Origin of the sequence: Amycolatopsis sp. NPDC051903, assembly GCF_044452505.1 — a bacterium.
In the GTDB taxonomy this organism is placed as follows: Bacteria; Actinomycetota; Actinomycetes; order Mycobacteriales; family Pseudonocardiaceae; genus Amycolatopsis.
On sequence record NZ_JBITBT010000009.1, the window covers coordinates 164276 to 188153 of the forward strand.

Genomic DNA, 23878 nt, shown 5'->3' on the forward strand with positions numbered 1-23878 from the left:
CCTTCGGGGTGGGTGGTCACAGCAGTTCGACGTTGCCGTCGAACTGCCACATCGGGTTGGGTTGGTCCCCCGCGGGGGTCCGCACCTGGAAGTAGCCGTTCACTTCCTTCGGTCCGTCGCCGTCGGCGACGAACCGCCCGTCAGCGGTGACGTCGAGCTGGTAGATGGCCTGACCAGTCGCTGCGACGCCGGGGAGGTGCCAGGAGACAACGCACCGCCAGTCGTTGCCCGGGCCTTCCTGGGCGACCATGCCGCCGCCCTTCGTGCACGCGGACGTGACACCGAGCTGCTCTTCGGTGACGGCGGGGCGGTGGAGTTCGTCGGTCTGCAGGCGGTAGAGGTGGCCGTACGCGATGGAGAGCGACCGCTGCACCTTGTCCTGCGTGATCCCGGATCCGAGTGAGGGGGTCGCGACGGCGAGGACCGCGAACGCGACCACGATGAGCCCGACGAGCGGGAGCGCGCCGACGGTGATCGTGCGGCGGGCCGAGCCGTCGTAGCTGAGGTTCGTGAAGTCGCGGCGCATGAACAGGGAGTACGCCAGCACAGTGGCGACGACTGTCCACACCAGACACACGAGGACGCTGATCAGCACCGGACCGGTCTGGGCCGGCGACGTGAACAGGCCTTCCCACGAGATGAACGCGTAGGTCGGCAGCGCCATCCGCAGCGCGACGGGCAGCGGCAGCAGCTGGGCGACCGCCATGGCCAGCGCGACGACGGCCGGCAGCAGCAGGCCCATCGGCGACCGGCCCAGCGCGACGGAACCGAGCAGGCCGACCGCGGCCAACGCCAGGGTCGGGGCTAGCGCGCACACCCAGGCGAGCAGCACCGTGCCGGCCGCGGAGCCGGGCGAAAGCAGGTGCCCGTCGAGCCCGACCAGCTGCCTGCTGCCGGCGCCGACGACGCCGCCGACCGCGCTGGACACGGCCATCCCGGCGATCAGCACGAAGATCACGGTGAGGCTGGCCAGCGCCTTCGCGGCGAAGATCCGCCGGTACGACCGGACGGCGACGAGCAGGTGGCGCCACGTGCCCAGCCGGTCCTCCGACGCGAACACGTCACCGGCGACCACGGACGTCAGCAGTGGCAGCGCGTAGCTGCCCGCGAAGCCGAGCATCACGAGCGGGCCGGCCCAGCCGGTGGCGTTCATCCAGCGGCCGAACACGGTGTCCACGGGCAGGTCGCTCTGCTGGCTCACCGCGGCGACGAACAGCGCCGGCGCGATCCAGCACGCGAGCACCAGCAGGCGGATGCGCCACTGGGACACGAGCTTCACCAGCTCGAAGCGGTAGCCGCGCCCCACCGAAGCGGGACGGACGGGCGCCGCCGCGGCGGGCCCGGTCGGGGTGTCGAGGGTTGCGGTCATCGGTCGGACTCCTGCTCGGGCTGCTCGGTGAGGGCGAGGAACGCGGCTTCGAGCGGCGAGACGACGGGCGCGAGTTCGCGCACGGCGACGCCCTCGCGCACGAGGCGCGTCACGAGCTCGTCGAGGGCGGGCACGAGCGCGCGCACGACGAGCACACCCGCGTCCTTCCGCGTGAAGACACCGGATTCGTCGATGAGCTGGACACCGGAGGTGTCCCCGGCGAGCCGGCGGGCGGTCTCCTCGTCCGAGGTGATCAGCCGGTAGTCGAGCTCCTGGTTCTCGGCCGAGAGCTTGCCGAGCGGGCCGGTGAACACGATGCGGCCGGTCGCGAGGATCGTGACCTCGGAGCACAGCGCTTCGAGGTCGTCCATGCGGTGGCTGGAGAGCACGACGGTGGCGCCGTCCGCGGCCAGGCGCGTGAGGACGCCGTGCACGTGCTTCTTGCCGGCGGGGTCGAGGCCGTTCGCCGGCTCGTCGAGCACGAGCAGCCGCGGCCGTGTGAGCAGGGCGGCGGCGAGCCCCAGGCGCTGGCGCATGCCGAGGGAGAAGCCGCGGACGCGATCGTCGGCCACGTCGGTCAGCCCGACCTGAGCGAGCGTGTCATCGATGTCAGCGGCGCCGGCACTACCGCCGCGCAGGGCGGCGAGCGCGGCGAGGTTCTTGCGGGCGGTGAGCGAGGGGTAGAGGCCCGGCCCGTCGACGAATCCGGCGACTCCTCCGGGAGCCTCCAGGGCGCGCCCGACGGGCGAGTCCAGGATCTCCAGGCGGCCTTCGTCCGCGACGGCGAGGCCCAGCAGCAGGCCCAGCAGCGTGGTCTTGCCCGCGCCGTTCGGCCCGACCACTCCGTGGATCTGCCCCTGGGCGACGTCGAGATCGATTTCGTCGAGCGCGACGACGTCGCCGAAACATTTCGTGATTCCCCGAGCCCGGACTGCCAGAGGTGTGTCCATGGTCCCTTTGCTTTCGTTGTGAAACGTGCGTCAGGAACTTAGGGACGGCAAATTAATCGCCAACACGACGCGGGTGAACGCGCGGGGAACGCGGATGGGCTGGAAATCGTCCACCCGGTGGATTGTCCGGTTTAAACCGTGATCTTGCTGTCGGTTAACCGTCCGCTTGCCTTGGCGGCCTTCGGTTCCGGGGCGAGGCGCGGACGTGATCTTGGCTGATCTTGAGCCGGTTCGGTCGGCTGAACGAGGTCGAGTCGACGTTCTCGGGTGGCCGGTCGGTGCTCAGCTCCGCTATGACGGCTTGCGGCGCTTTGGTGTGAAAATCTCCGGATGTCGCGATGGGGAAGTATTCGACGATTCGCCGCTCACGGGAATAGGGGAGTTCACCGTTGCACCATTTGTTGTAATGGTAGATCTGCCAAAAGGAGTAACGAATTCTTCGGCCAGGCACGATTCTGACGTCCGGACGCCGGTCGGGCAACCCGGCGCGTGCCGTCCACTGCGACTGTCCTTTCTCGACGGTGGGCGGCTGATCTTGCCTGACGTTCACTTATACAGATCTAGTTCACGAGAAAGGGATGACAGTCATCAGCCGGCGGCGGGGCGCCACCGCGGTCTGGGACGGCTCCTTCGCCGACGACGCGACGCTCGCCGCCCTCGCGCAGAAGGCGGTCGAGCACTGATGCGGTGGTCCGCCGCTCCCGCTCAGCTCAGCGGTTCCAGAACCAGTCCTTGTCGCGCGCCTGCTTGAGGGCCTGCTTCTTGCGCTCGGGCGTGAGGCGGTCGAGGTACAGCGTGCCGTCGAGGTGGTCGGTCTCGTGCTGCAGCGCCTGCGCCAGCACGTCGACGCCCTCCACCTCGACCGGCTCGTTGCGCAGGTCCACCCCCCGCACCACGGCGTGCTTCGCCCGCACGGTCGGGAACCACAGCTCCGGCACGGACAGGCAGCCCTCGCCGATCTCGTGCGTCTCCTCGGACAACGAGACGATCTCGGGGTTGATCACATACCCCGTCAGCCCCCCGACGTCGTAGCTGAACACCCGCAGACTCACCCCGATCTGCGGCGCCGCCAACCCCGCGCGCCCCTCGGGCTTCACCGAGTCGAGCAGGTCCTTGACCAGCGCCTCGACCTTCTTGTCGAAGGTCGTCACGGGATCGCAGACCGTCTTGAGCACCGGGTCCCCGAAGTAGCGCAGAGCGCGCATCGCCATGATCGAACGTCCTTTTCCCGCCGAGTGTCCGGACGGAGTCTAGTGACCACCCGGCGCGGCTCCGCGCACCGCTCATGCGCGCCGCCGCCGCGCTCGCGCGGGCCTGCCTTGCGGCGACGGGTTCGGCGTCGCGTGGGGTGCGTGGCGTACGGGTGCGGAGCCGCTGCCGCACATGGCTCGTGCGGACGTGCCTCGCGGCGACGGGTTGGGCATCGCGTGGGGTGCGTGGCGTTCGGGCGCGCAGCCGCCGCCTCGCACGGCTCACGCGTGCAGCCGCCGTGCTCGCAGGGATCTGCCTCGCGGCAACCGGTTCGGATCGCGTGGGGCGTGCGGCGTTCGGTCGTGCAGCCGCCGCCTCGCACGGCTCGCGCGCGGCCGTCGCCCGTGCGTGGACCTGCCTCGCGGCAGTGGGTTCGGCATCGCGTGGGCCTGCAGCGTTCGGGCGCAGAGCCGCCGCGCAGGGCTCGCGAGCGCAGCCCTCTCGCTAGCGCGGATTTGCCTCGCGGCAGCGGGTTAGGCGTCGTGTGGGCGTACGGGCGCGTAGTCGCCGCCGCGCAGGGCTCGGGCGCGCAGCCGCTCTCGCGCGGACCTGGCTTGCGGTAACGGGTTCGGCATCGTGTGCGGCGTGCGGCGTTCGGGTGCGCAGCTGCCGCCGCGCCGACGGAGGCTGACTTCACGGCGGGCAGGGCTGTCGGATCGAGCGGGTGGCCGCTGTCGCGCGCGAGCGGGTTGCGCGACCGGGCGGGTTGAGGCGCGCATTGCCGGGCGCCTGATGTCGTGTGGAGCGTCGCGCAGATGCTGTGGGGTCAGGCGCGGAGGCGTAGGCCCTTGGGCGTCGCGCGGAAGCCGGCTTCGCGGAGGACGTCGGCGAGTTCGGAGGTGAGGGCTTGTTCGCCGTCGGCTTTCTGGACGGCGAGCTGGCCCAGCCAGCCTTCGCGGACGGCGGTGGAGAGCGCGTCCGCGGCGGCTTGCAGCGGGGCGCGTTCCTCGGTGAAGCTCAGCAGCGAGCGGCCGCCGCGTTCGACGTACAGGGCCGGGAGGCCGTCGACGAGCACCGCCAGCGCCCCCGCCTTGCGGGCGGGCCGGTGCTTCGTGTCGCCCGTGGCCGCAGGCCAGGGCAACGCCGCGCCGTATGGCTGGGCCGGATCGGCGGCCGCCAGCACCACGGCCCGCTGCGCGTTCGACCGGGCGGAGCCGCCCCGTCCGGAACCGCCGCCTGGTCCATACGAGTCGCGCTGCCCGGGGACCGGGCTGTCCCAGCCTTCGCTGCCGGGCGCAGGACCCGACAACGCCCGCAGGCGGTCGACCGCACCCTTCGCCGCGAACTGGGCGGCGCCGAGGCCTTCCACGACGTAGCCTCGCACGACCTGGCCCGAGTCCTCCATCCCTCGCAACACCTTGTAGATCCCGGAAAACCCGCCCGTCACGCGTTCGGTGTCGAGCGCCCCGCGGGTGAGCACGCCGTGGCGCTCCAGGAACGCTTCCGTCCGCGCGTGTGCCCGCCGCGTCGGGTCGGTTTCGCGTGCCGGGGTCAGGCCCCAGCGGCCCGCGACCGTCGGCGGGCCCGTGCGCGACGGCATCGCCGGGCGCCCGGCGCGCAGCCGCGCGTACCGGCCGCGCGGCGCCTGCCGCCGGGGTTTGTGCGCGCCGTGACCCGCGACCTGGGCCCGCAGCGGCGCCAGCGTGTCGCCCGTGACGAGCCCCGCCCACACCAGATCCCACAGCGCGCCGACGACGTCGCCGTCGTTCGGCGCCTTCTCCAGCTGCGGCGTGACCCGGTCCACCAGCTGGCGGAAGAACAGCGCCCCACCCTCCAAAGCGGACACGATCGCCTCGTGCACCGGACCCGACGGCGGGTTCTCCTCCACCTCCGGCAGCAGCAGGTCCGCGACGTCGGCCGGCGCCAGCGCCAGCCACCCGTCGCCGCCGGACAGGGCACCGCAGCCCGCCCACGTGACCTCGCCGGCCGTGGTCAGTTCGTCGAGCAGCGCCGGCGAATAGCCCGGCAGCCGGCTCGGCAGGATCAGCGATTCGACGGCACTCGCCGGCAACGGCGCGCCCGCCAGCTGCTCCACCACCGACAGCACGTCGTCGGCCGTCGGTGCGGAGCGCATACGCCCGCCGATCCCGTGCCACGCCGGCAGGAACCGGCCGAGCGCCGCGGGCTCCACCGGCTCGACTTCCGCACGCAGCTTCGCGAGCGACGCCCGCCGCAGCCGCCGCAGCACCGCCGCGTCGCAGTACTCCACGCCGACGCCGTGCGTGTCCGGGTGCCCGACGGGACTCAGCTCGCCGCGCACCAGCCGGCCCTGCCCGGTCAGCCGGTCGAGCACCCCCGTGACCACCGCCGCGCCCAGCCCGAAGCGCGTCGCGACCGCGGCAGCCGAGAACGGACCCCGGATCCGCGCGTAGCGCCCCACCAGGTCACCCAGCGGGTCCTCCACCGGCTCCGTGAACGCCTCCGGCACCCCCACCGGCAGCGCGACGCCCAGCGCGTCCCGCACCCGCCCGGCGTCCTCGATCGCCAGGAACCGCTCCTCGCCGGCGATCCGCACCCGGATCGCCCGCCGCGCCGCTTCCAGCTCCGCCAGCCACTCCGGCCGGATCCCGCGTTCGGCAGCCTCCACAGTGGACAGATCGCCCAGGAACCGCAACAGGTCGGCCGCGTCCTCCGCCGACCGCGCGTGCCGGTCGGGAGCCAGCCGCTGCAACGACCGCTCCACCTCGCGCACGGCCTCGGGATCCAGCAGCTCCCGGATGGCCTCCGTGCCCAGCAGTTCGGCCAGCAGCGTCGAGTCCAGCGACAGCGCCGCCGCCCGCCGTTCGGCCAGCGGCGCGTCGGTCTCGTACAGGAACATCCCGACGTAGCCGAACAGCAGGCTCCGCGCGAACGGCGACGCCGCCGGCGTCTCCACCTCGAAAAGCCGCACCTTGCGCGCCCGCACGTCGGCCATCAGCTCCCGCAGCCCGCCCACGTCGTAGACGTCCTGCAGGACCTCCCGCATCGCCTCCAGCACCACGGGGAACCGCTCGTACTTCGCGGCCACCGACAGCAGCTGCGACGCCCGCTGCCGCTGCTGCCACAACGGAGTGCGGCGCCGCGGATCGCGCCGCGGCAGCAGCAGCGACCGCGCCGCGCACTCGCGGAACCGCGCGGCGAACACCGCCGACCCGCCGACCTCCGCGACGATCAGCTGCTCGACCTCCTCCGGGTCCAGCAACACGTCGTCGGCGCCGATGGTGACCTCGCCGCCCTCGGCGTCGAGCGCGTCGGGCAGGCGCAGCACGATGCCGTCGTCGGAGTGCGCCACCTGCGCGTCGACTCCCCGGTTCTCCCGCAGCCGCGCCGCGATCGCCAGCGCCCACGGCGCGTTGACCTGCGCCCCGAACGGCGAGTGCACCACGATCCGCCAGTCGCCCAGTTCGTCGCGGTAGCGCTCGAGCAGGATCGTGCGGTCGTTCGGCACGTGGCGCGTCGCCGACTTCTGCTCCTCCAGATACGCGAGCAGGTTGTCGCACGCGCGCTGGTCCAGCCCGGCCGCGGCGGCCCGGTCCCGCGCCGCCGCCGTGTCCGAAGTGGACAGTTCGCGCACGAACGCGCCCAGCGCCCGCCCCAATTCCAGTGGACGGCCCGCCGCATCGCCCTTCCAGAACGGCATCCGCGCCGGCTCGCCCGGCGCGGGCACCACGATCACGCGGTCGTGGGTGATGTCCGTGATCCGCCACGACGACGTGCCCAGCAGGATGGTGTCGCCGACCCGCGACTCGTACACCATCTCCTCGTCGAACTCGCCGACGCGCGATCCGGGTTTGTCGTCGGGCCCCGGCGTCATCACGGTGAACAGCCCGCGGTCGGGGATCGTGCCGCCCGACGTGACCGCCAGCCGCTGCGAGCCCGGCCGCCCGCGCAGCTCGCCCGTGACGCGGTCCCACGTGATCCGCGCGCGCAGCTCGCCGAACTCCTCACTCGGGTACCGCCCGGCCAGCATGTCGAGCACCGCGTGCAGCGCGTCGTCGGGCAGCGCGGTGAACGGCGCCGCCCGCCGCACCAGCGCCGCGATCTCCGGGACCGTCCACGGTTCCAGCGCCACCATCGCGACCACGTGCTGCGCCAGCACGTCGAGCGGGTTGCGCGGGTACCGCACGGCTTCGATCGCGCCCGCGGCCATGCGTTCCGCGACCACCGCGCACGACACGAGGTCGCCGCGGAACTTCGGGAACATCACGCCCGTCGAGATCGCCCCGACCTGGTGCCCGGCGCGCCCGACGCGCTGCAGGCCCGACGCGACCGTCGGCGGCGCCTCGATCTGCACCACGAGATCGACGGCACCCATGTCGATGCCCAGTTCCAGCGACGACGTCGCCACCACACACGGCAGCCGGCCCGATTTGAGCTCTTCTTCCACGTGGGTGCGCTGCTCGCGCGACATCGACCCGTGGTGCGCCCGCGCGATCACCGGCGCCGCGCCCGTGGTGAGGCCCGACTGGCCGATCGCCTCGGCCGGGAACGTGTCGCCGGCCGCGAGCTGCGTTTGCTCCGCCACCAGTTCGTTGAGCCGCGCGGTGAGCCGTTCGGTCAGCCGCCTCGAGTTGGCGAAGACGATGGTCGAGCGGTGCGCCTGGATCAGCTCCAGCACCCGCTCCTCGACCGCGGGCCAGATCGACGCGCGCTTCACCTCGGCGCCCGCGATCTCCTCCTGCGTGCCGATGCCGCCTTCCGACGGGAGCTGCGACAGCGACGTCAGGTTCTCCAGCCGCTCCATCGGCGACGGCGCCGGCCCGTCGAGGTTCGCCATGTCCTCCACGGGGACCTCGACGCGGACCTGGATCGTCTTCGCGAGCTTCGGCTGCACCACGGTGACCGGCCGCCCGCCGGCCAGGAAGGACCCCACCTCGTCGATCGGGCGCACCGTGGCCGAGAGCCCGATCCGCTGCGCCGGCTTCGGCAGCAGCGGGTCGAGCCGCTCCAGCGACACCGCCAGGTGCGCGCCACGCTTGCCGCCCGCCACGGCGTGGACCTCGTCGACGATCACGGTCTCGACACCCGCCAGCGACTCCCGCGCCGACGACGTGAGGATGAGGAACAGCGACTCCGGTGTGGTCACCAGCACGTCGGGCGGCGTCTTGCCGAACGACCGCCGTTCGGCCGCCGTGGTGTCGCCCGTGCGCATGCCGACCTCGATCTCGGGCACCGGCAGGCCCAGCCGCCGCGCCGCCTGCGAGATCCCCGCGAGCGGCGCACGAAGGTTGCGCTGCACGTCGACCGCCAGCGCCTTCAGCGGCGAGACGTACAGGATCCGGCAGCGCTTGCGCGGCTCCGCCGGCGGCGGCTCGACGGAAAGCCGGTCGAGCGCCCACAGGAACGCGGACAGCGTTTTGCCGGACCCGGTCGGCGCGACCACCAGGGCGTGTTCCCCGGCGTGTGCCGCGCGCCAGGCCCCCTCCTGCGCCGCCGTCGGCGCGGCGAAGGCCCCCTCGAACCACGTGCGGGTCGCGGGGGAGAACAGGTCCAGGACGTCAGCTGCCACGTCCTCCATGATGCGCGGCACCCCCGACAGTTTCCGGCGCGGCCGCCGTGGTCCGCTCACAGCGAACGGTCGGCGGCCCGCACCAGGTCCGGCACGGCGTCGGCCGGCTTCCCGAGCCCGAAGTGCGCCAGGGGGCAGGTCGCTCAACGGCTCGCCCTCCCGGCGGCGTCGCGCAGAGTGGCCAGCATGGTTCTTTGCGTCACCTCGTGGCGTCAAGCCGCGGTCCGTTCTCCGGGTTCGGCACGCACGGTGACCTGCGGCGTGGGAGCATCTCCCCGCGCAGCTACGGCAAGGGGGATGGCACGTGCGGATCTTGTCGGTGGACCTGGGGACGTCCAACACGGTCGCCGTGCTCTCCGCGCACGGCCGGCCGCCGCGGGTCGTCGAGGTGGACGGGTCGGCCAACATGCCGTCGGCGGTCTACGCCGGCGAGGACCGCACGATCATGGTGGGCCGCGACGCCGAACGCCGCGCGCGCCTGGACCCCACTCGCTTCGAACCCAACCCCAAGCGTCGCATCGACGAGCAGACGCTGCTGCTCGGCACCGACGTCGTGCCCGTGAACGAGGCGCTGGCCGCGATCCTGCGCCGCGTGCTCGACGAGACCACGCGCCAGCTCGGCGGAGAGCAGCCCGACGAGGTCCGCCTCACCCACCCCGCGCAGTGGGGTCCGGTGCGCCGCAACGTCCTGCTGTCCGCGGCCCGGCTCGCGGGCATCGGCGCGAACGTCGTGCTGGTGCCCGAACCCGTCGCGGCCGCTGCGCACTTCGCGTCGTTCCCGGGCAAGGCGCTGGCGCCCGGGCAGGCACTCGCGGTGTACGACCTCGGCGCCGGCACGTTCGACGTCGCCGTGGTCGGCGCGACGCAGAACGGCTACGTCGTGCTCGCCGAAGACGGCCTGCCCGACCTCGGCGGCCTCGACGTCGACCAGGCGCTGATGGTGCACGTCGGCCGTGAGGTGTCGCACTCGGATCCCCAGCGCTGGCAACGGCTCCTGCGGCCGGAGTCCACTGCGGACCGGCGTACGCGGCGCGCGCTGCAGGAAGACGTGAAGGCGGCGAAGGAAGCCCTGTCGCGGCATCCGCAGACCGAGGTGCCGATGCCCGAGCCGTTCAAGGACGTGCTCGTCACGCGCGGCGAGCTGGAAGGCCTGGTGCGCCCGGCGATGCTGCGCAGCGTCGAGCTGCTCGCCCGCACGCTGCGCGCGGCGGGGCTCACGCCCGACCGGCTCGCCGGCATCTACCTCGTCGGCGGGTCGAGCCGGCTGCCGCTGGTCGGGTCGATGATCGCGGAGAAGCTCGGTGTGGTGCCCGCGAGCCTCGACCAGCCGGAGACGGCCGTGGCGCTGGGGGCGCAGCACGTGGCGCGCGACGGGTTGTCGATGCGGACGCAGAACGTCGAAGGCCAGGTCGCGGCGGGGACGCCGGCGTACGCGCCGCCGGGTGGGTACCCGCCGCCGCACCAGCAGCAGCCCGGTGGTTACGGGCCGCCGCCGTCGTCGTTCCCGGCCGGGCCGGCGCCGTCGAACTTCCCGACGTACTCGCTGCCGTCCGCCGCCACGCAGGCTCCGGCGAAGAAGCGCCGCGCGAAGCTGTGGATCGGCATCGCGGCGGCCGTGGTCGTGGTCCTCGCGGCGGGGCTCACGGTGTTCCTGACGTCGTCCTCGTCCGCGCAGACCTACACCGCGGCCCAGTGCCGCACGCCCGGGCAGGGCGACGCGCAGGGCCTCACCGGGTGCCTGCGCCAGCTCGCGGGGAAGATCGCGGACACGGGCGACTGCCGGCCGGGCATGGGCAACGGCCCGGCGACGCCGGCGCAGAGCCTCGGCACCACGTCGACCTGCTCGGCGCCGGGCCGCGCGGGATCGCAGGTCACGTACGTGCAGGGCACGTCGGCCGCCGTCCTCAAGCAGTACACCGACGGCCTGCTGGCCGCCGTCGGCGGCGACCGCGTCGAGGCCGACTGGAAGGGCAACGCGCTGACCGGCCACTACGCGTCGGCGGCCGGGCGCAACGCGGCGGTGCTCGTGTTCACCGTGAGCGACCGACCGATGGCCGGGTTCATCTACCAGGTCTACTCCGGCGACCAGGGCGCCGCGCCGACGCCGGGGACGCTGGCGGACTACTTCGAGCAGAGCGTTCAGCCGGGGGAGTAGAACTCGTCCGCTGCCGCGGCGCGAACGGGCCGTTCGCACCGCCGGCGCACGTGCGGGCTAGCATTCGATCGATGCGTATCACGGTTTTCCGGCGGCTCATGGCGGAGGAGTTCGGCGCCGGGCGGGCCGAGGTCCTGGCCCACGACCACGTGCTCAGCGGGCTCGGCGGGCGGACCGTCGAACAGGCGCTCGCCGCGGGGATCCCGGCCAAGCAGATCTGGCGTGAGGTGTGTGAAGCCTTCGAGGTCCCGCCGGAGCGCCGCTGACCTGCTCCGATCGCGGTCCGTGGCGGCAAGGGGGCGCTCGGGAGGGCGAAAATCCTAGCGGACGGCGTGTCGCTACCAGCCCTCGAACACTTGTTCGTCTACAGTGTTGTGCACATCGGGGGCAGGCGATCCACAGATCGGTCGCCGCGCCGGGAATTGTCGGTCCCTCCCCGTAGCGTCGGACCGGACAGAGCTTGATCTGAAAACCGAACAAGCCCCACAGGCTCCAACCAGCGAGGTGGACTCCATGGCACCAGCAGCACCCGACAAGGACAAGGCGCTCGAGCTCGCCCTTGCGCAGATCGACAAGCAGTACGGCAAGGGCTCGGTGATGCGTCTCGGCGAAGAAGGCCGCGCGCCCATCGCCGTGATCCCGACCGGGGCGATCGCGCTCGACGTCGCGCTCGGCATCGGCGGTCTGCCGCGCGGCCGGGTCATCGAGGTCTACGGCCCGGAGTCCTCCGGTAAGACCACCGTCGCGCTCCACGCGGTGGCCAACGCGCAGAAGGCGGGCGGCATCGCGGCCTTCATCGACGCGGAGCACGCGCTCGACCCGGAGTACGCCAAGAAGCTCGGCGTGGACACCGACGCCCTGCTGGTCTCCCAGCCGGACACCGGTGAGCAGGCGCTCGAGATCGCGGACATGCTGATCCGCTCCGGCGCGCTCGACATCCTGGTCATCGACTCCGTCGCCGCGCTCGTGCCGCGCGCCGAGATCGAGGGCGAGATGGGTGACAACCACGTCGGTCTCCAGGCCCGCCTGATGAGCCAGGCGCTGCGGAAGATGACCGGTGCGATGAACAACTCCGGCACCACCGCGATCTTCATCAACCAGCTGCGCGAGAAGATCGGCGTGATGTTCGGCTCCCCGGAGACCACGACCGGTGGCAAGGCGCTGAAGTTCTACGCCTCCGTGCGCCTCGACGTGCGCCGCATCGAAACCCTCAAGGACGGCGGCGAGCCGGTCGGCAACCGCACCCGCGTCAAGGTCGTGAAGAACAAGGTCGCACCGCCCTTCAAGCAGGCCGAATTCGACATCCTCTACGGCCAGGGCGTCTCCCGTGAGGGCTCGCTCATCGACATGGGCGTCGACCAGGGCATCCTGCGCAAGTCCGGCGCCTGGTACACCTACGAAGGCGACCAGCTCGGCCAGGGCAAGGAAAACGCCCGCAAGTTCCTGCGCGACAACCCGGACATCGCCAACGAGATCGAGAAGCGCATCAAGGAAAAGCTCGGCATCGGCGCCCAGGTCGACGCCGAGGCCGTCGAAGCGGTGCCGGCGCCGGTGGACTTCTGATCCTGGGCGGAGTGTGCTCGCGGAGAACGCTCGCGGGAGGGATCAGAAGTCGTGTTTTGTGGGGGTCGAACCCCCACACCCCCGCCAGGGGGCGAGCCCCCTGGACCCCCGGTGTGGTTGCGTTGGTGAGGTGACGTCGCCGCTCGAGTGGTCGGCTTGGGGCGGCGTGGGGGTCAGGCTGGTGCGGGTGTGAGCGGCGCCGGGAGGGCTGGGTGCGGTGTGCGCGCGGAGTGCGCTCGCCGGAATCCTTTCCGGCGTCTTGTGGGGGTCGAACCCTCGCGCCCTGCCAGGGGGCGACTCCTGGACCCGGCGGGGTTGCGTTGGCGAGGTGATCTCGCCACGTGAGTGGGCGGGGTGACGGAGATGCCAGCCGCGTTGTGAGGTGGGTCGGCTCGGTTCGGCCGTGGATGGCACCGGGCGGGCCGGGTGTAGTGCGTGAAGGAGGGCGGGCGTAGTGGCGAGGGCGCCGAAGGCGGAGCCGGCGGAGTTGCCGCCGGAGGAGCGGGCGAAGAAGGCCAAGGAGATCTGCTTCGATCTCCTGGCCATCCGGGCCCGCACCGTTGACGAGCTGCGGCAGACGCTACGCCGCAAGGGTTTCGACAGCGACACCATCGAAACCCTGCTCGGCAAACTCGACCGCGCGGGCCTCGTCAACGACGCCGAGTTCGCCGAGATGTGGGTGAAGGCCCGGCACTCCGCCAAGGGCCTCTCCCGCACGGCGCTCGTCGCCGAATTGCGCCGCAAGGGTGTCGACGAGGAGATCGCGGTGCAAGCCGCCGGAGAGGTCGACCGCGAGAGCGAAGAAGAGCGGGCGCGCGAGCTCGTCCGCAAGCGCCTCGGCTCGCTCGGCAACGTCGACGAGCAGACGGCCATCCGCCGGCTCCTCGGGTTCCTCGCCCGCAAGGGCTACCCGCAAGGCCTGGCCTACACCGTCATCCGCGACGAACTCCGCGAGTACGGCGCCACCTCGACCCTCCTCGACGACGCCACCATCGACTGACACCGCCTGACACCGACTCGCCCTGACGTGGGGAAACGCCCCGCCGTTCCCCACCCCCACACGAGGAACGGCAGGGCCGCCGCTCAGCCGCGCAGCGTCACCCTCGCAGCGCGGCGGCTTCCGCGGCCAGCTTCTCCACCGCGCCGAAATCCTTGGCCGCCAGCAGTTTCGCGGGCGTCAGCCACGAGCCGCCGAGGCAGCCGACGTTCGGCAGGGCCAGGTACGACGGCGCGGAGTCCACGGTGATCCCGCCGGTCGGGCAGAAGCGCAAGTCCGGTAGGGGACCCGACAGCGACTTGAGGAACGCCACGCCACCACTGGCCTCTGCGGGGAAGAACTTCAGCGCCGTCAGCCCCCGTTCGGCGAGCCGCATGGCTTCCGACACCGTCGCGGCACCGGGCAGGAACGGCAGGCCCGTCGCGAACGCGGCGTCGAGCACGGCGTCGGTGCAGCCGGGCGTCACGAGGAACTTCGCGCCGGCGTCCGCGGCCTGCGCGGCCTGCGCCGGCGACGTCACCGTGCCCGCCCCGACCACGATCTCCGGCACCTCCGCGGCCACCCGCTCGATCGCGGCCGTCGCGACCGGCGTGCGCAACGTCAGCTCGATCACCCCGATCCCGCCGGCGAGCAACGCGCGCGCGGTGGGCACCGCGTCGTCGACGTCGTCGATCACGACGACGGGCATGACGGGAGACAGGGCGAGCAGATCCGAGCCCGTGGTCACTGACCGACCTCCTGGGTTTCCAAGGTGTGCAACGGCAGTCCGAGTGTCCCCCGCCCCGCGGGCACGCCCCGGAGCAGGTCCAGCTCGGCGGTCAGCGGACCGAACACGCTCGCACCCTGGTCCGCGGGACCGACCGCCCGGCGCAGCACCCCGAACAACTCCCGGCCGGTGCCCTCGACGGCCGACGGCGGCGCGTCCACCAGGTCGCGGCGCGCGAACTCCTCCGGGTCGGCCAGCACGTCGACCGTGCCGGTGCGCGCGTCGAAGCGCACGACGTCGCCGTCCGCGAGACGCGCGATCGGCCCGCCCACCGCGGCTTCCGGCGTCAGCTGGATCGCGGCCGGGATCTTGCCCGACGCGCCCGACATGCGGCCGTCGGTCAGGAGCGCGACCTGGTACCCGCGGTCCATCAGCACCCCGAGCGCGGGTGTCAGGCCGTGCAGCTCCGGCATCCCGTTGGCCTGCGGCCCCTGCTGGCGCAGCACGACCACGACGTCGCGGTCCAGCTCACCCGCCTCGAACGCCACCTTGAACGCCTCCTGCGACGTGAACACCCGCGCCGGCGCCTCCACGATGCGGTGCTCCGGCGCCACCGCCGACACCTTCGTCACGGCCCGGCCGAGGTTGCCCTCGACCACCCGCAGCCCGCCCTCCGGCGCGAACGGCCGCCACGCCGGGCGCAGCACGTCCTCGTCGAGGCTGCGGGCCGGCACGTCGCGCCACACGAGCTCGCCGTCGGACAGGATCGGTTCCTGCGTGTAGCGGTGCAGCCCGAACCCGGCGACCGTGTGCACGTCCTCGTGCACCAGCCCGGCCTCGAGCAGCGTGCCCACCAGGAACTGGATGCCGCCCGCGGCGTGGAAGTGGTTGATGTCCGCGCTGCCGTTCGGGTACACGCGCGCCAGCAGCGGCACGACCGCCGACAGGTCCGAGAAGTCGTCCCACGACAGCTGGATGCCCGCCGCCGCGGCGACCGCGACGAGGTGCATCGTGTGGTTCGTCGAACCCCCGGTCGCGAGCAACGCGACGATTCCGTTCACGAACGCTTTTTCGTCCAGCACCCGGGAAATCGGGGTGTACGACGCACCGCGCGACAGCTCCACCACGCGCCGCCCCGCCTCCTCGGTGAGCGCCTGGCGCAGCGGCGTGTTCGGCGGCACGAAGCTCGCACCCGGCAGGTGCAGCCCCATCACCTCGACGACCATCTGGTTCGAGTTCGCCGTGCCGTAGAAGGTGCACGTACCGGCGGAGTGGTACGACGCGGCCTCGGCGTCGAGCAGATCCTCCCGCGTCGCACGGCCCTCGGCGTACAGCTGCCGCACGCGAGCCTTTTCCTTGTTGGGCAAGCCGGAGTTCATCGGCCCGGCCGGCACGAGGATCGCCGGCAGGTGCCCGAACGACAGCGCGCCGATCAGCAGGCCCGGCACGATCTTGTCGCACACGCCCAGCAGCAGCGCGGCGTCGAACAGGTCGTGCGACAGCGCGATCGCCGTCGCCATCGCGATCACCTCGCGGCTGAACAGCGACAGCTCCATGCCCGCGCGCCCTTGCGTCACGCCGTCGCACATCGCCGGCACACCGCCCGCGAACTGAGCCACGCCGCCCGCGGCGCGCACCGATTTCTTCAGCCACGCCGGGTAATCCTGCATCGGCTGGTGCGCCGACAGCAGATCGTTGTACGCCGACACGATCGCCACGCCCGGCGCCCGCAGTTCGCGCAGTGCCGCTTTGTCGACACCGTCCATGGCGGCGAAACCGTGCGCGAGGTTGCTGCACGCGAGGCCCCGCCGCACGGGCCCCTCCTCGTGGGCTGCGGCGCTGCGGGCGAGGTGCGCCGCGCGCGTCTCCGCACTCCGCGCCACGACGCGCTCGGTCACTTCCGCGACGACGGGATGCACCGTTCCGTCGGGTTTGCTGCTCATCTCCGGCTCCCGGCTCACTGGTGGTGGGGTCCGCGGGACGGCAGCGCTGACGTCTCAGGAACGTGACGAGTAGCACGGTAGCCGGTCTTCGTCCGCAGATCAAAATCGATTCAGAAAACCCCTAGAGGTGACCCTGATCACTCCAGGTCGAGCGAGTGTGCTACTTGTCACAGTGCACAACGAGAGGCAGAGTCGTAAGTGGCGACGTGATCGTCACCCGGCTCCTGTCAGCCCCACCGACCAGGGAGGCTCCCGATGTCCACCACAGAGCTCGCCGAACTGCGGCGCACCATCGGCCAGTTGCGGCAGTGCGTGGGCGCCCTGCGCTCTCGGTACGGCGACGCATCCGCCGTGCGCCGGCTGGCCAACGACGTCGAACGGCTCGACATCGACACCGCCGACCTCGACGGGCACCCGCAGGCCGTGCCCGCGCAGGCGAAACCGGTCGACCGCGTGCCCGTACCCGATACGCCTTACGACCCGGCGCTGTGGCAAGGCGCCGACGACGAAGGTGTCGGTGGCTACAAGCGCGATCAGCGGTGAGCGCCCCCGCTGACAACGACGTCAGCCGGGCCGGCACCGGCGTCCGCTCCCCGGGGCGGGCGCTACTGGCCGACCGGACGCTGCGCACCGACCGGTGGTGGCTGCAACCCCTGCTCACCGTGCTGGGGCTCGCCACCTTCATCGTCTACGCGACGGTCCGGGCTTTCGTGCGCACCGCGTACTGGGTGCCCGACTACCACTACCTGACGCCGTTCTACTCGCCGTGTGTGTCCACTTCGTGCGTTCCCGGCGCGAGCCACTTCGGACACTGGTTCGGGGACTTCCCGAGCTGGCTGCCGCTGGGCGCACTGGTGCTGCCGTTCCTGCTCGGGTTCCGCCTGACCTGCTACTACTACCGCAAGGCCTACTACCGCTCCGTCTGGTTCTCGCCGCCCGCGTGCGCGGTCGCGGAGCCGCACGAGCGCTACTCGGGCGAGACGCGGCTGCCGCTGATCGTGCAGAACGTGCACCGGTACTTCTTCTACGTCGCGGTGGTCGTTTCGCTCGTCAACACCTACGACGCCGTCGTCGCCTTCCAGAGCCCCACCGGATTCGGTTTCGGGCTGGGCAACATCATCATCGTCGCCAACGTGGTGCTGCTCTGGGCGTACACGCTGTCGTGCCACTCGTGCCGGCACGTCACCGGCGGGCGGCTCAAGCACTTCTCGAAGCACCCGGTCCGGTACTGGGTGTGGACGCAGGTCTCGAAGCTCAACACCCGGCACATGGCGCTCGCGTGGACGACGCTCGGCACGCTCGTGCTGACCGACCTCTACGTGATGCTGGTGTCGAGCGGGGCGATCGCGGATCTGCGGTTCGTCGGCTAGCGTCGGCACCCTCGTTTCCCAGCAGTGAAAGACAACGGCGTCCCAGCTCCGAGGTGGCTCCTTACATGACCGAGGTCGAACGGCACAGCTACGACGTGGTGGTGATCGGTGCCGGAGGCGCCGGTCTGCGCGCGGTGATCGAAGCCCGCGAACGCGGTTTCAGCGTGGCCGTGGTGTGCAAATCCCTGTTCGGCAAAGCCCACACCGTGATGGCCGAAGGCGGCTGCGCGGCGTCGATGGGCAACGCGAACCCGAACGACAACTGGCAGGTGCACTTCCGCGACACCATGCGCGGCGGCAAGTTCCTCAACAACTGGCGCATGGCGGAGCTGCACGCCAAGGAGGCCCCGGACCGCGTCTGGGAGCTCGAGACGTACGGCGCGCTGTTCGACCGCACGGCCGACGGGCGAATCAGCCAGCGCAACTTCGGCGGGCACACGTACCCGCGGCTCGCGCACGTCGGTGACCGCACCGGGCTCGAGCTGATCCGCACGATGCAGCAGAAGATCGTTTCGCTGCAACAGGAAGACTTCGCGCAGTACGGCGACTACGAGGCCCGCATCAAGGTCTTCGCCGAGTGCACGATCACCGAACTGCTGCTCGACGACGGCGCGATCTCGGGCGCGTTCGGCTACTGGCGCGAGAGCGGCCGCTTCGTGCTGTTCGAGGCGCCCGCGGTGGTGCTGGCGACGGGCGGCATCGGCAAGTCGTTCAAGGTCACGTCGAACTCGTGGGAGTACACCGGCGACGGGCACGCGCTGGCCCTGCGCGCGGGTGCGAAGCTGATCAACATGGAGTTCGTGCAGTTCCACCCCACGGGCATGGTGTGGCCGCCGAGCGTGAAGGGCATCCTCGTCACCGAGGGCGTCCGCGGTGACGGCGGCGTGCTCAAGAACTCCGATGACAAGCGGTTCATGTTCGAGTACGTGCCCGACGTGTTCAAGGGCCAGTACGCGGACAGCGAGGACGAAGCCGACCGCTGGTACGCCGACGCGGACAACAACCGCCGCACGCCCGACCTGCTGCCGCGCGACGAGGTGGCGCGCGCGATCAACAGCGAGGTCAAGGAAGGCCGCGGGTCCCCGCACGGCGGCGTGTACCTCGACATCGCCAGCCGGCTGCCCGCCGAGGAGATCCGGCGCCGGCTGCCGTCGATGTACCACCAGTTCAAGGAACTGGCCGACGTCGACATCACCAAGGAGGCCATGGAAGTCGGGCCGACTTGCCACTACGTGATGGGCGGCATCGAGGTCGACCCGGACACGGGCGCGGCGAGCGTGCCCGGCCTGTTCGCGGCGGGGGAGTGCTCGGGCGGGATGCACGGTTCCAACCGGCTCGGCGGCAACTCCCTGTCGGACCTGCTGGTGTTCGGCCGGCGCGCGGGTCTCGGCGCCGCGTCCTACGTGGACGGTCTCGGCGACAACCGGCCGAAGGTGACCGACGCCGACGTCGACGCGGCGGCGAAGATGGCGCTCGAGCCGTTCGACCCGCCCGCCACCGGTGTCGCGGAGAACCCGTACTCGCTGCACACCGAGCTGCAGCAGTCGATGAACGACCTCGTGGGCATCATCCGCCGCGCGCCGGAGATCCGGCAGGCGCTGGAGAAGCTCGGGGAGATCCGCGAACGCATGCACCGGGTGACCGTCGAGGGGCACCGGCAGTTCAACCCGGGCTGGCACCTGGCGGTCGACCTGCGCAACATGCTGCTGGTCAGCGAGTGCGTGGCCCGCGCCGCCCTCCTGCGCACGGAGAGCCGGGGCGGGCACACCCGCGACGACTACCCGAGCATGGACGCCGATTGGCGGCACAAGCTCCTGGTGTGCTCGGCGACGGCGGGGGACAATCCCGTGGTACCCGGCGTCGAAGTGGCGGAGGAGGAGCAGATCCCGCTGCGGGCGGACCTGCTGGAGCTGTTCGAGCTCGACGAGCTCGGCAAGTACTTCACCGACGCCGAGCTGGAGAACCACTCCGGGAGGAACGCGTGAGCTACAAGGCCAGTTTCCGGGTGTGGCGCGGCGACGAGACCGGCGGCGAGCTGCAGGACTTCAAGGTCGAGGTCAACGAGGGTGAGGTCGTCCTCGACATCATCCACCGGCTGCAGGCCACGCAGGCGTCGGACCTGGCCGTGCGCTGGAACTGCAAGGCGGGCAAGTGCGGGTCGTGCTCGGCGGAGGTCAACGGCAAACCGCGGCTGATGTGCATGACGCGCATGTCGACGTTCACCGAGGACGAGGTCGTCACGGTGACCCCGATGCGCACGTTCCCGGTGATCCGCGACCTCGTGACCGACGTGTCGTTCAACTACACCAAGGCGCGCGAGATCCCGTCGTTCACCCCGCCGAAGGACCTGAAGCCGGGCGAGTACCGGATGAAGCAGGTGGACGTCGAGCGGTCGCAGGAGTTCCGCAAGTGCATCGAGTGCTTCCTGTGCCAGAACACGTGCCACGTGGTGCGCGACCACGAGGAGAACAAGGAGAGCTTCGCCGGCCCGCGTTACCTCATGCGCATCGCGGAGCTGGAGATGCACCCGCTCGACGTCGCCGACCGGCGTGACGCCGCGCAGGACGAGCACGGCCTCGGGTTCTGCAACATCACCAAGTGCTGCACCGAGGTCTGCCCCGAAGGCATCCACATCACGGACAACGCGCTCATCCCGATGAAGGAGCGCGTGGCCGACCGCAAGTACGACCCGATCGTCTGGCTGGGCAACAAGCTGTTCCGCCGGTGACGCCGTCGCGGGCGCAGCTCGCCGACGCCGTCGTGCGGGCGCTCGCGGCCGCGTGCCCGGGTTCGCGCGCGCGGCTGCGGGGTTCGCTCGCCGCGGGCACCGCCGACGCGTTCAGCGACATCGACGTCGAGTGGGTGGTGCCGGACGGGCGCGTGCCCGCGTGCGCCCGTGACGTCCGCACGGTGCTGGAACGCGTGCGGCCGGTCGCCACCGTGCGCACGTCGCCGGACTTCTTCCGCTCCGGCGAACGCCGGCTGCTGTTCGTGCGGTTCTCCGGTGTGCCGTTGTTCTGGCGGCTGGACCTGGCCCTGCGGGAGGTGTCGGCGGACGCCGAGCCGGGGACTGGTGACCCGGACGTGCACGCGCTCGAAGGTGACTGGTCGCGTCCGGCGAGCGCGCTGGCCAACGCGCTCGGCGCGATCAAAGCCGTCGCCCGCGGCCGCGTCGACGACGCGAACGGCTTGCTGGAGCGGGGTTTCGCGCGGATCGGTGAGCCGGATGCCGCGACGGGCCGGTGGGTCGACGACGTCACGCGCCTGGCGCGCGCCGCCGTCGACCGCGAACCGGACCTCGCCGCGCTGGCCGAGGAGACGATCGCGCTGGCGACGGCGGAACTCGGCGGCTGAGCGTCCGGATTGGCTAGGGTCGGGGGCGTGCTCGTCACGAACGTGCGGGTCTTCGACCCCGATTCCGGTCTCGCCGAGCCGGCGAACGTGCTCCTCAACGGAGCGGTGATCACCGCGGTCGGGTCCGATGTGGATGGTCCGGACCCGGTCGACGGCGAGGGCGGGCTGCTCATCCCCGGCCTGATCGACTGCCACGCCCACGTCGCCTTTCCCCGCGGGGAAGAGCTTCCGCGCAGCACCCGGCTCTTCGAAGCGGTTTCCGTGCTGCGCTCGCTGCTTTCGCGGGGCATCACCACCGTCCGCGACGCGTGGGGCGCCGACGCCGGCTTCAAGCACGCGCTGCGCGAAGGCTGGATCACCGGTCCGGACCTGCTCGTCAGCCTCCGTCAGCTGTCCCCGACGGGCGGCCTCGGCGACTGGTGGGACGCCGACACGGGCCGCCTCGACCGGCTCGCCGACCCGGCCTTGCCCGACGCCGTGTTCGACGGTCCCGACCAGGCTCGCGCGGCCGTGCGGCGCATGGTGCGCGCGGGCGCCGACTGGATCAAGCTCGGCGCCGGCGGCTCGATGGCGGCCTTCGCGTCCGGGCGCGACGTGCGGCCCACCGACGACGAACTCCGCGCCGTCACCGATGAAGCCCGCCGGTGCGGCCGCGACGTGATGGCGCACGCGCATTCGGCGGTCGCGGCTTCAGCCGCCGCGTCCGCCGGGGCCCGCAGCATCGAACACGGCGTGTTCCTGGACGAGGCCGCCGTCGTGGCGATGCGCGACCACGGCTGCTGGTACGTCCCCACGCTCGCCCCGATCCCGTCCGAACACGCCACCGCGCACCGGCGCTCCGTGGCCCTCGCGCTCGAAGCGGGCGTGCCGATCGCCGCCGGCTCGGACCTCGCGCCGCGTCCCCATGTCGACTTGCTGACCGAACTGCGCCTCCTCGCCTCCGCCGGCCTCGGCGCGGCCGGCGCCCTGCGCGCGGCCACGAGCGAAGCCGCGCGCCTGCTGCGCCTGCCCGACCGCGGCCGCATCGCGCCGGGCCTGCGCGCGGATCTCGTGCTGCTCCGGGGCGCCGACGTCGACGTGACCGACTTGGCCGGACGCATCCGCGCGGTCTGGCAATCGGGCCGCCTCGTGCGCGCCTGACCCCGCTGCTGCTACGGCGGGCACTCCCGCGCCGCGCATCCGTTGCGCGCGCACGCCGGCAGGAATCCGTGGCGGACAACCCCTCGCCATTCCCAAGCGCGCTGTCCGGAGAGATTGCGATCGTGGTGACACGTGGCGTGCGGTTCGGTGTGGTCTGCGGCAGCTACGCCGACCAACGGAGGTCCTCGTGATCCGCGCGAATCCCCGACTTCGACCCACAGGCTGCGGCTTGCTCAGTTGCCGTGGACGAGGGCCGGCCTCTGCGGCGAACACCCACAGAGCATGGCTACCCACGTACATCCACCGCCGCGGACACACCGCACTCGCCGGCAGCCAATCCCCGGGCGGACAAACCCCCGTCCTCCCTAGGGGGCGTCCCCACGTCCAGTCTATCGGTCCACACCGACGAAATTTGGGCTGTGCACAGCGATCGAGGGAGCGCTGTGGACAACCGGCCACCTCAGCCGGGTGAAAAACCACTAGCCCTCAACGCGAACGACCGGCCACACTCGCCACCGTGGTTTTCCTGCCCGGACTGGAGCTCGCGCGTCGCTTCCACGACGAAGTGGTGCGGCCCGTCCTCGAGCGGCGGAGCGTGGTGTACTCGGCGGCGCTGCTGGGCCGCGGGTCCGAAGTCCTCGGGTTCGATTCGGAGCGCTCGACCGACCACGACTGGGGGCCGCGGCTGCAGGTGTTCGTCAGCGAGCCGGACGGGCTCGACGAGTTGCTTTCGCGCGAGCTGCCGTGCGAGTTCCTCGGCTACTCAACCCACTTCGCCGACAACCCCGGCGAACCCACGCGTCGCAGGGCGCCCGCGGATGGGCCGATCCGCCACGCCGTCGAGATCGCGGACGTCGATCGCTGGTTCGGGGCGTTCCTCGGCTTCGTGCCGGCTCCGCCGATTTCGCGCGCGGACTGGCTCGCGACCCCGACCCAGACCCTCGCCGAGCTCACCTCGGGTGGCGTGTTCCACGACGGGCTCGGCCGGCTCGAGCCGGTGCGCGCCGCGCTGGCGTGGTATCCGGACGACGTCTGGCGCGAGGTCCTCGCGGGCCAGTGGCGGCGCATCGCGCAGGAGGAACCGTTCGTGGGGCGGTGCGGTGAAGCCGGGGACGAGCTCGGGTCCGCTATCGTCGCCGCGCGGCTCGTGCGGGACGTCATGCGCCTGTGCCTGCTGATGGCCCGGCGTTATCCGCCGTACTCGAAGTGGCTCGGCAGTGCGTTCGCCCGGCTGCCGATCGCGCCCGCGCTCACGGCCCACCTCACCGGCGCCTTGGCCGCCCCCACGTGGCCCACACGCGAAGCCCACCTGGCCGATGCGTACGAAACCGTTGCGGCACACCACAACCAGCTGGGCCTGACACCACCCCTTGATCCGCGCACGCGCGGCTTCCACAGCCGCCCCTACCGCGTCCTCGACGCCGCCCGCTTCGCCGACGCGCTCTGCCCGGGCGCGGTCGGGGCCGTGGACCAGTGGGTGGACAGCACCGACGTCCTCGGCCGCCCGGAGCGGGCCCGGGCGGCCGCGCGCGGGGTGACGCAGCACGAAGAAGCCCCCGCACCGGGGGCGCGAGGGCTTCTTCGGGAGTGAC

The 23878-nt window shown here is 71.8% G+C and carries 17 protein-coding genes; 11 read left to right on the forward strand and 6 right to left on the reverse strand.

Translation table 11 applies throughout. The features are described 5' to 3' along the window. Positions 1–16: 16 nt before the first annotated feature. The 4 genes from ACIA77_RS21840 to ACIA77_RS21855 form a co-directional block, all read right to left on the reverse strand. On the reverse strand, positions 17–1369 hold the full coding sequence (locus ACIA77_RS21840) for an ABC transporter permease (RefSeq protein WP_395887747.1): 1353 nt from the start codon (positions 1367–1369) through the stop codon (positions 17–19). Further along, positions 1366–2319 carry an ABC transporter ATP-binding protein gene (locus ACIA77_RS21845; RefSeq protein WP_395887748.1) on the reverse strand — a complete coding sequence of 318 codons (954 nt, stop codon included), beginning with the start codon at positions 2317–2319 and terminating at the stop codon, positions 1366–1368. Before ACIA77_RS21845 ends, ACIA77_RS21840 begins: the two co-directional genes overlap by 4 nt. A gap of 710 nt (positions 2320–3029) precedes the next feature. Continuing rightward, entirely contained in the window at positions 3030–3530 is a 501-nt protein-coding gene (def, locus tag ACIA77_RS21850; protein ID WP_395887749.1) for a peptide deformylase, read from the reverse strand. Between the two features lie 806 nt (positions 3531–4336). After that, on the reverse strand, positions 4337–9067 hold the full coding sequence (locus tag ACIA77_RS21855; protein WP_395887836.1) for an ATP-dependent helicase: 4731 nt from the start codon (positions 9065–9067) through the stop codon (positions 4337–4339). A gap of 295 nt (positions 9068–9362) precedes the next feature. Here ACIA77_RS21855 and ACIA77_RS21860 point away from each other — a divergent pair, with 295 nt between their 5' ends. From ACIA77_RS21860 to ACIA77_RS21875, 4 genes are all read left to right on the forward strand, one after another. After that, on the forward strand, positions 9363–11213 hold the full coding sequence (locus ACIA77_RS21860; RefSeq protein ID WP_395887750.1) for an Hsp70 family protein: 1851 nt from the start codon (positions 9363–9365) through the stop codon (positions 11211–11213). A 71-nt stretch (positions 11214–11284) separates the two neighbouring features. After that, positions 11285–11479, forward strand: a complete 195-nt coding sequence (locus tag ACIA77_RS21865) for a DUF3046 domain-containing protein (RefSeq protein ID WP_204090445.1) — start codon at positions 11285–11287, stop codon at positions 11477–11479. Between the two features lie 247 nt (positions 11480–11726). Next, positions 11727–12776, forward strand: a complete 1050-nt coding sequence (gene recA / locus ACIA77_RS21870) for a recombinase RecA (protein ID WP_204090444.1) — start codon at positions 11727–11729, stop codon at positions 12774–12776. A 454-nt stretch (positions 12777–13230) separates the two neighbouring features. Continuing rightward, on the forward strand, positions 13231–13776 hold the full coding sequence (locus ACIA77_RS21875; protein ID WP_395887751.1) for a regulatory protein RecX: 546 nt from the start codon (positions 13231–13233) through the stop codon (positions 13774–13776). Positions 13777–13873: 97 nt separating this feature from the next. Here ACIA77_RS21875 and eda read toward each other — a convergent pair whose 3' ends face one another. Next, a complete protein-coding gene (gene eda / locus ACIA77_RS21880) occupies positions 13874–14500 on the reverse strand; it encodes a bifunctional 4-hydroxy-2-oxoglutarate aldolase/2-dehydro-3-deoxy-phosphogluconate aldolase (RefSeq protein ID WP_395887752.1) in 627 nt (208 codons plus the stop codon). Next, complete coding sequence (edd, locus tag ACIA77_RS21885; protein WP_395887753.1) at positions 14497–16422, reverse strand: phosphogluconate dehydratase; 1926 nt, start codon at positions 16420–16422, stop codon at positions 14497–14499. Before edd ends, eda begins: the two co-directional genes overlap by 4 nt. A gap of 255 nt (positions 16423–16677) precedes the next feature. On the opposite strand from edd, the gene ACIA77_RS21890 reads away from it, so the two are divergent. The 7 genes from ACIA77_RS21890 to ACIA77_RS21920 all read left to right on the forward strand — a co-directional run bounded on the left by ACIA77_RS21890 (position 16678) and on the right by ACIA77_RS21920 (position 23877). After that, positions 16678–16965: a hypothetical protein gene (locus tag ACIA77_RS21890; RefSeq protein WP_395887754.1), complete on the forward strand. Its 288-nt coding sequence runs from the start codon at positions 16678–16680 to the stop codon at positions 16963–16965. After that, entirely contained in the window at positions 16962–17792 is an 831-nt protein-coding gene (locus ACIA77_RS21895; protein ID WP_395887755.1) for a hypothetical protein, read from the forward strand. Before ACIA77_RS21890 ends, ACIA77_RS21895 begins: the two co-directional genes overlap by 4 nt. A 65-nt stretch (positions 17793–17857) precedes the next feature. Further along, positions 17858–19777, forward strand: coding sequence for a fumarate reductase/succinate dehydrogenase flavoprotein subunit (locus tag ACIA77_RS21900; protein WP_395887756.1), 1920 nt, complete (start codon positions 17858–17860; stop codon positions 19775–19777). After that, positions 19774–20520, forward strand: coding sequence for a succinate dehydrogenase/fumarate reductase iron-sulfur subunit (locus ACIA77_RS21905; RefSeq protein WP_395887757.1), 747 nt, complete (start codon positions 19774–19776; stop codon positions 20518–20520). Before ACIA77_RS21900 ends, ACIA77_RS21905 begins: the two co-directional genes overlap by 4 nt. Continuing rightward, positions 20517–21146: a hypothetical protein gene (locus ACIA77_RS21910; RefSeq protein WP_395887758.1), complete on the forward strand. Its 630-nt coding sequence runs from the start codon at positions 20517–20519 to the stop codon at positions 21144–21146. Before ACIA77_RS21905 ends, ACIA77_RS21910 begins: the two co-directional genes overlap by 4 nt. 27 nt (positions 21147–21173) lie before the next feature. Next, a complete protein-coding gene (locus ACIA77_RS21915) occupies positions 21174–22286 on the forward strand; it encodes an amidohydrolase family protein (RefSeq protein WP_395887760.1) in 1113 nt (370 codons plus the stop codon). 517 nt (positions 22287–22803) lie between these two features. Continuing rightward, the gene (locus ACIA77_RS21920; protein ID WP_395887761.1) at positions 22804–23877 is read left to right on the forward strand and encodes a DUF4037 domain-containing protein; all 1074 of its coding nucleotides are present in this window, start codon (positions 22804–22806) and stop codon (positions 23875–23877) included. Position 23878: the final 1 nt, after the last annotated feature.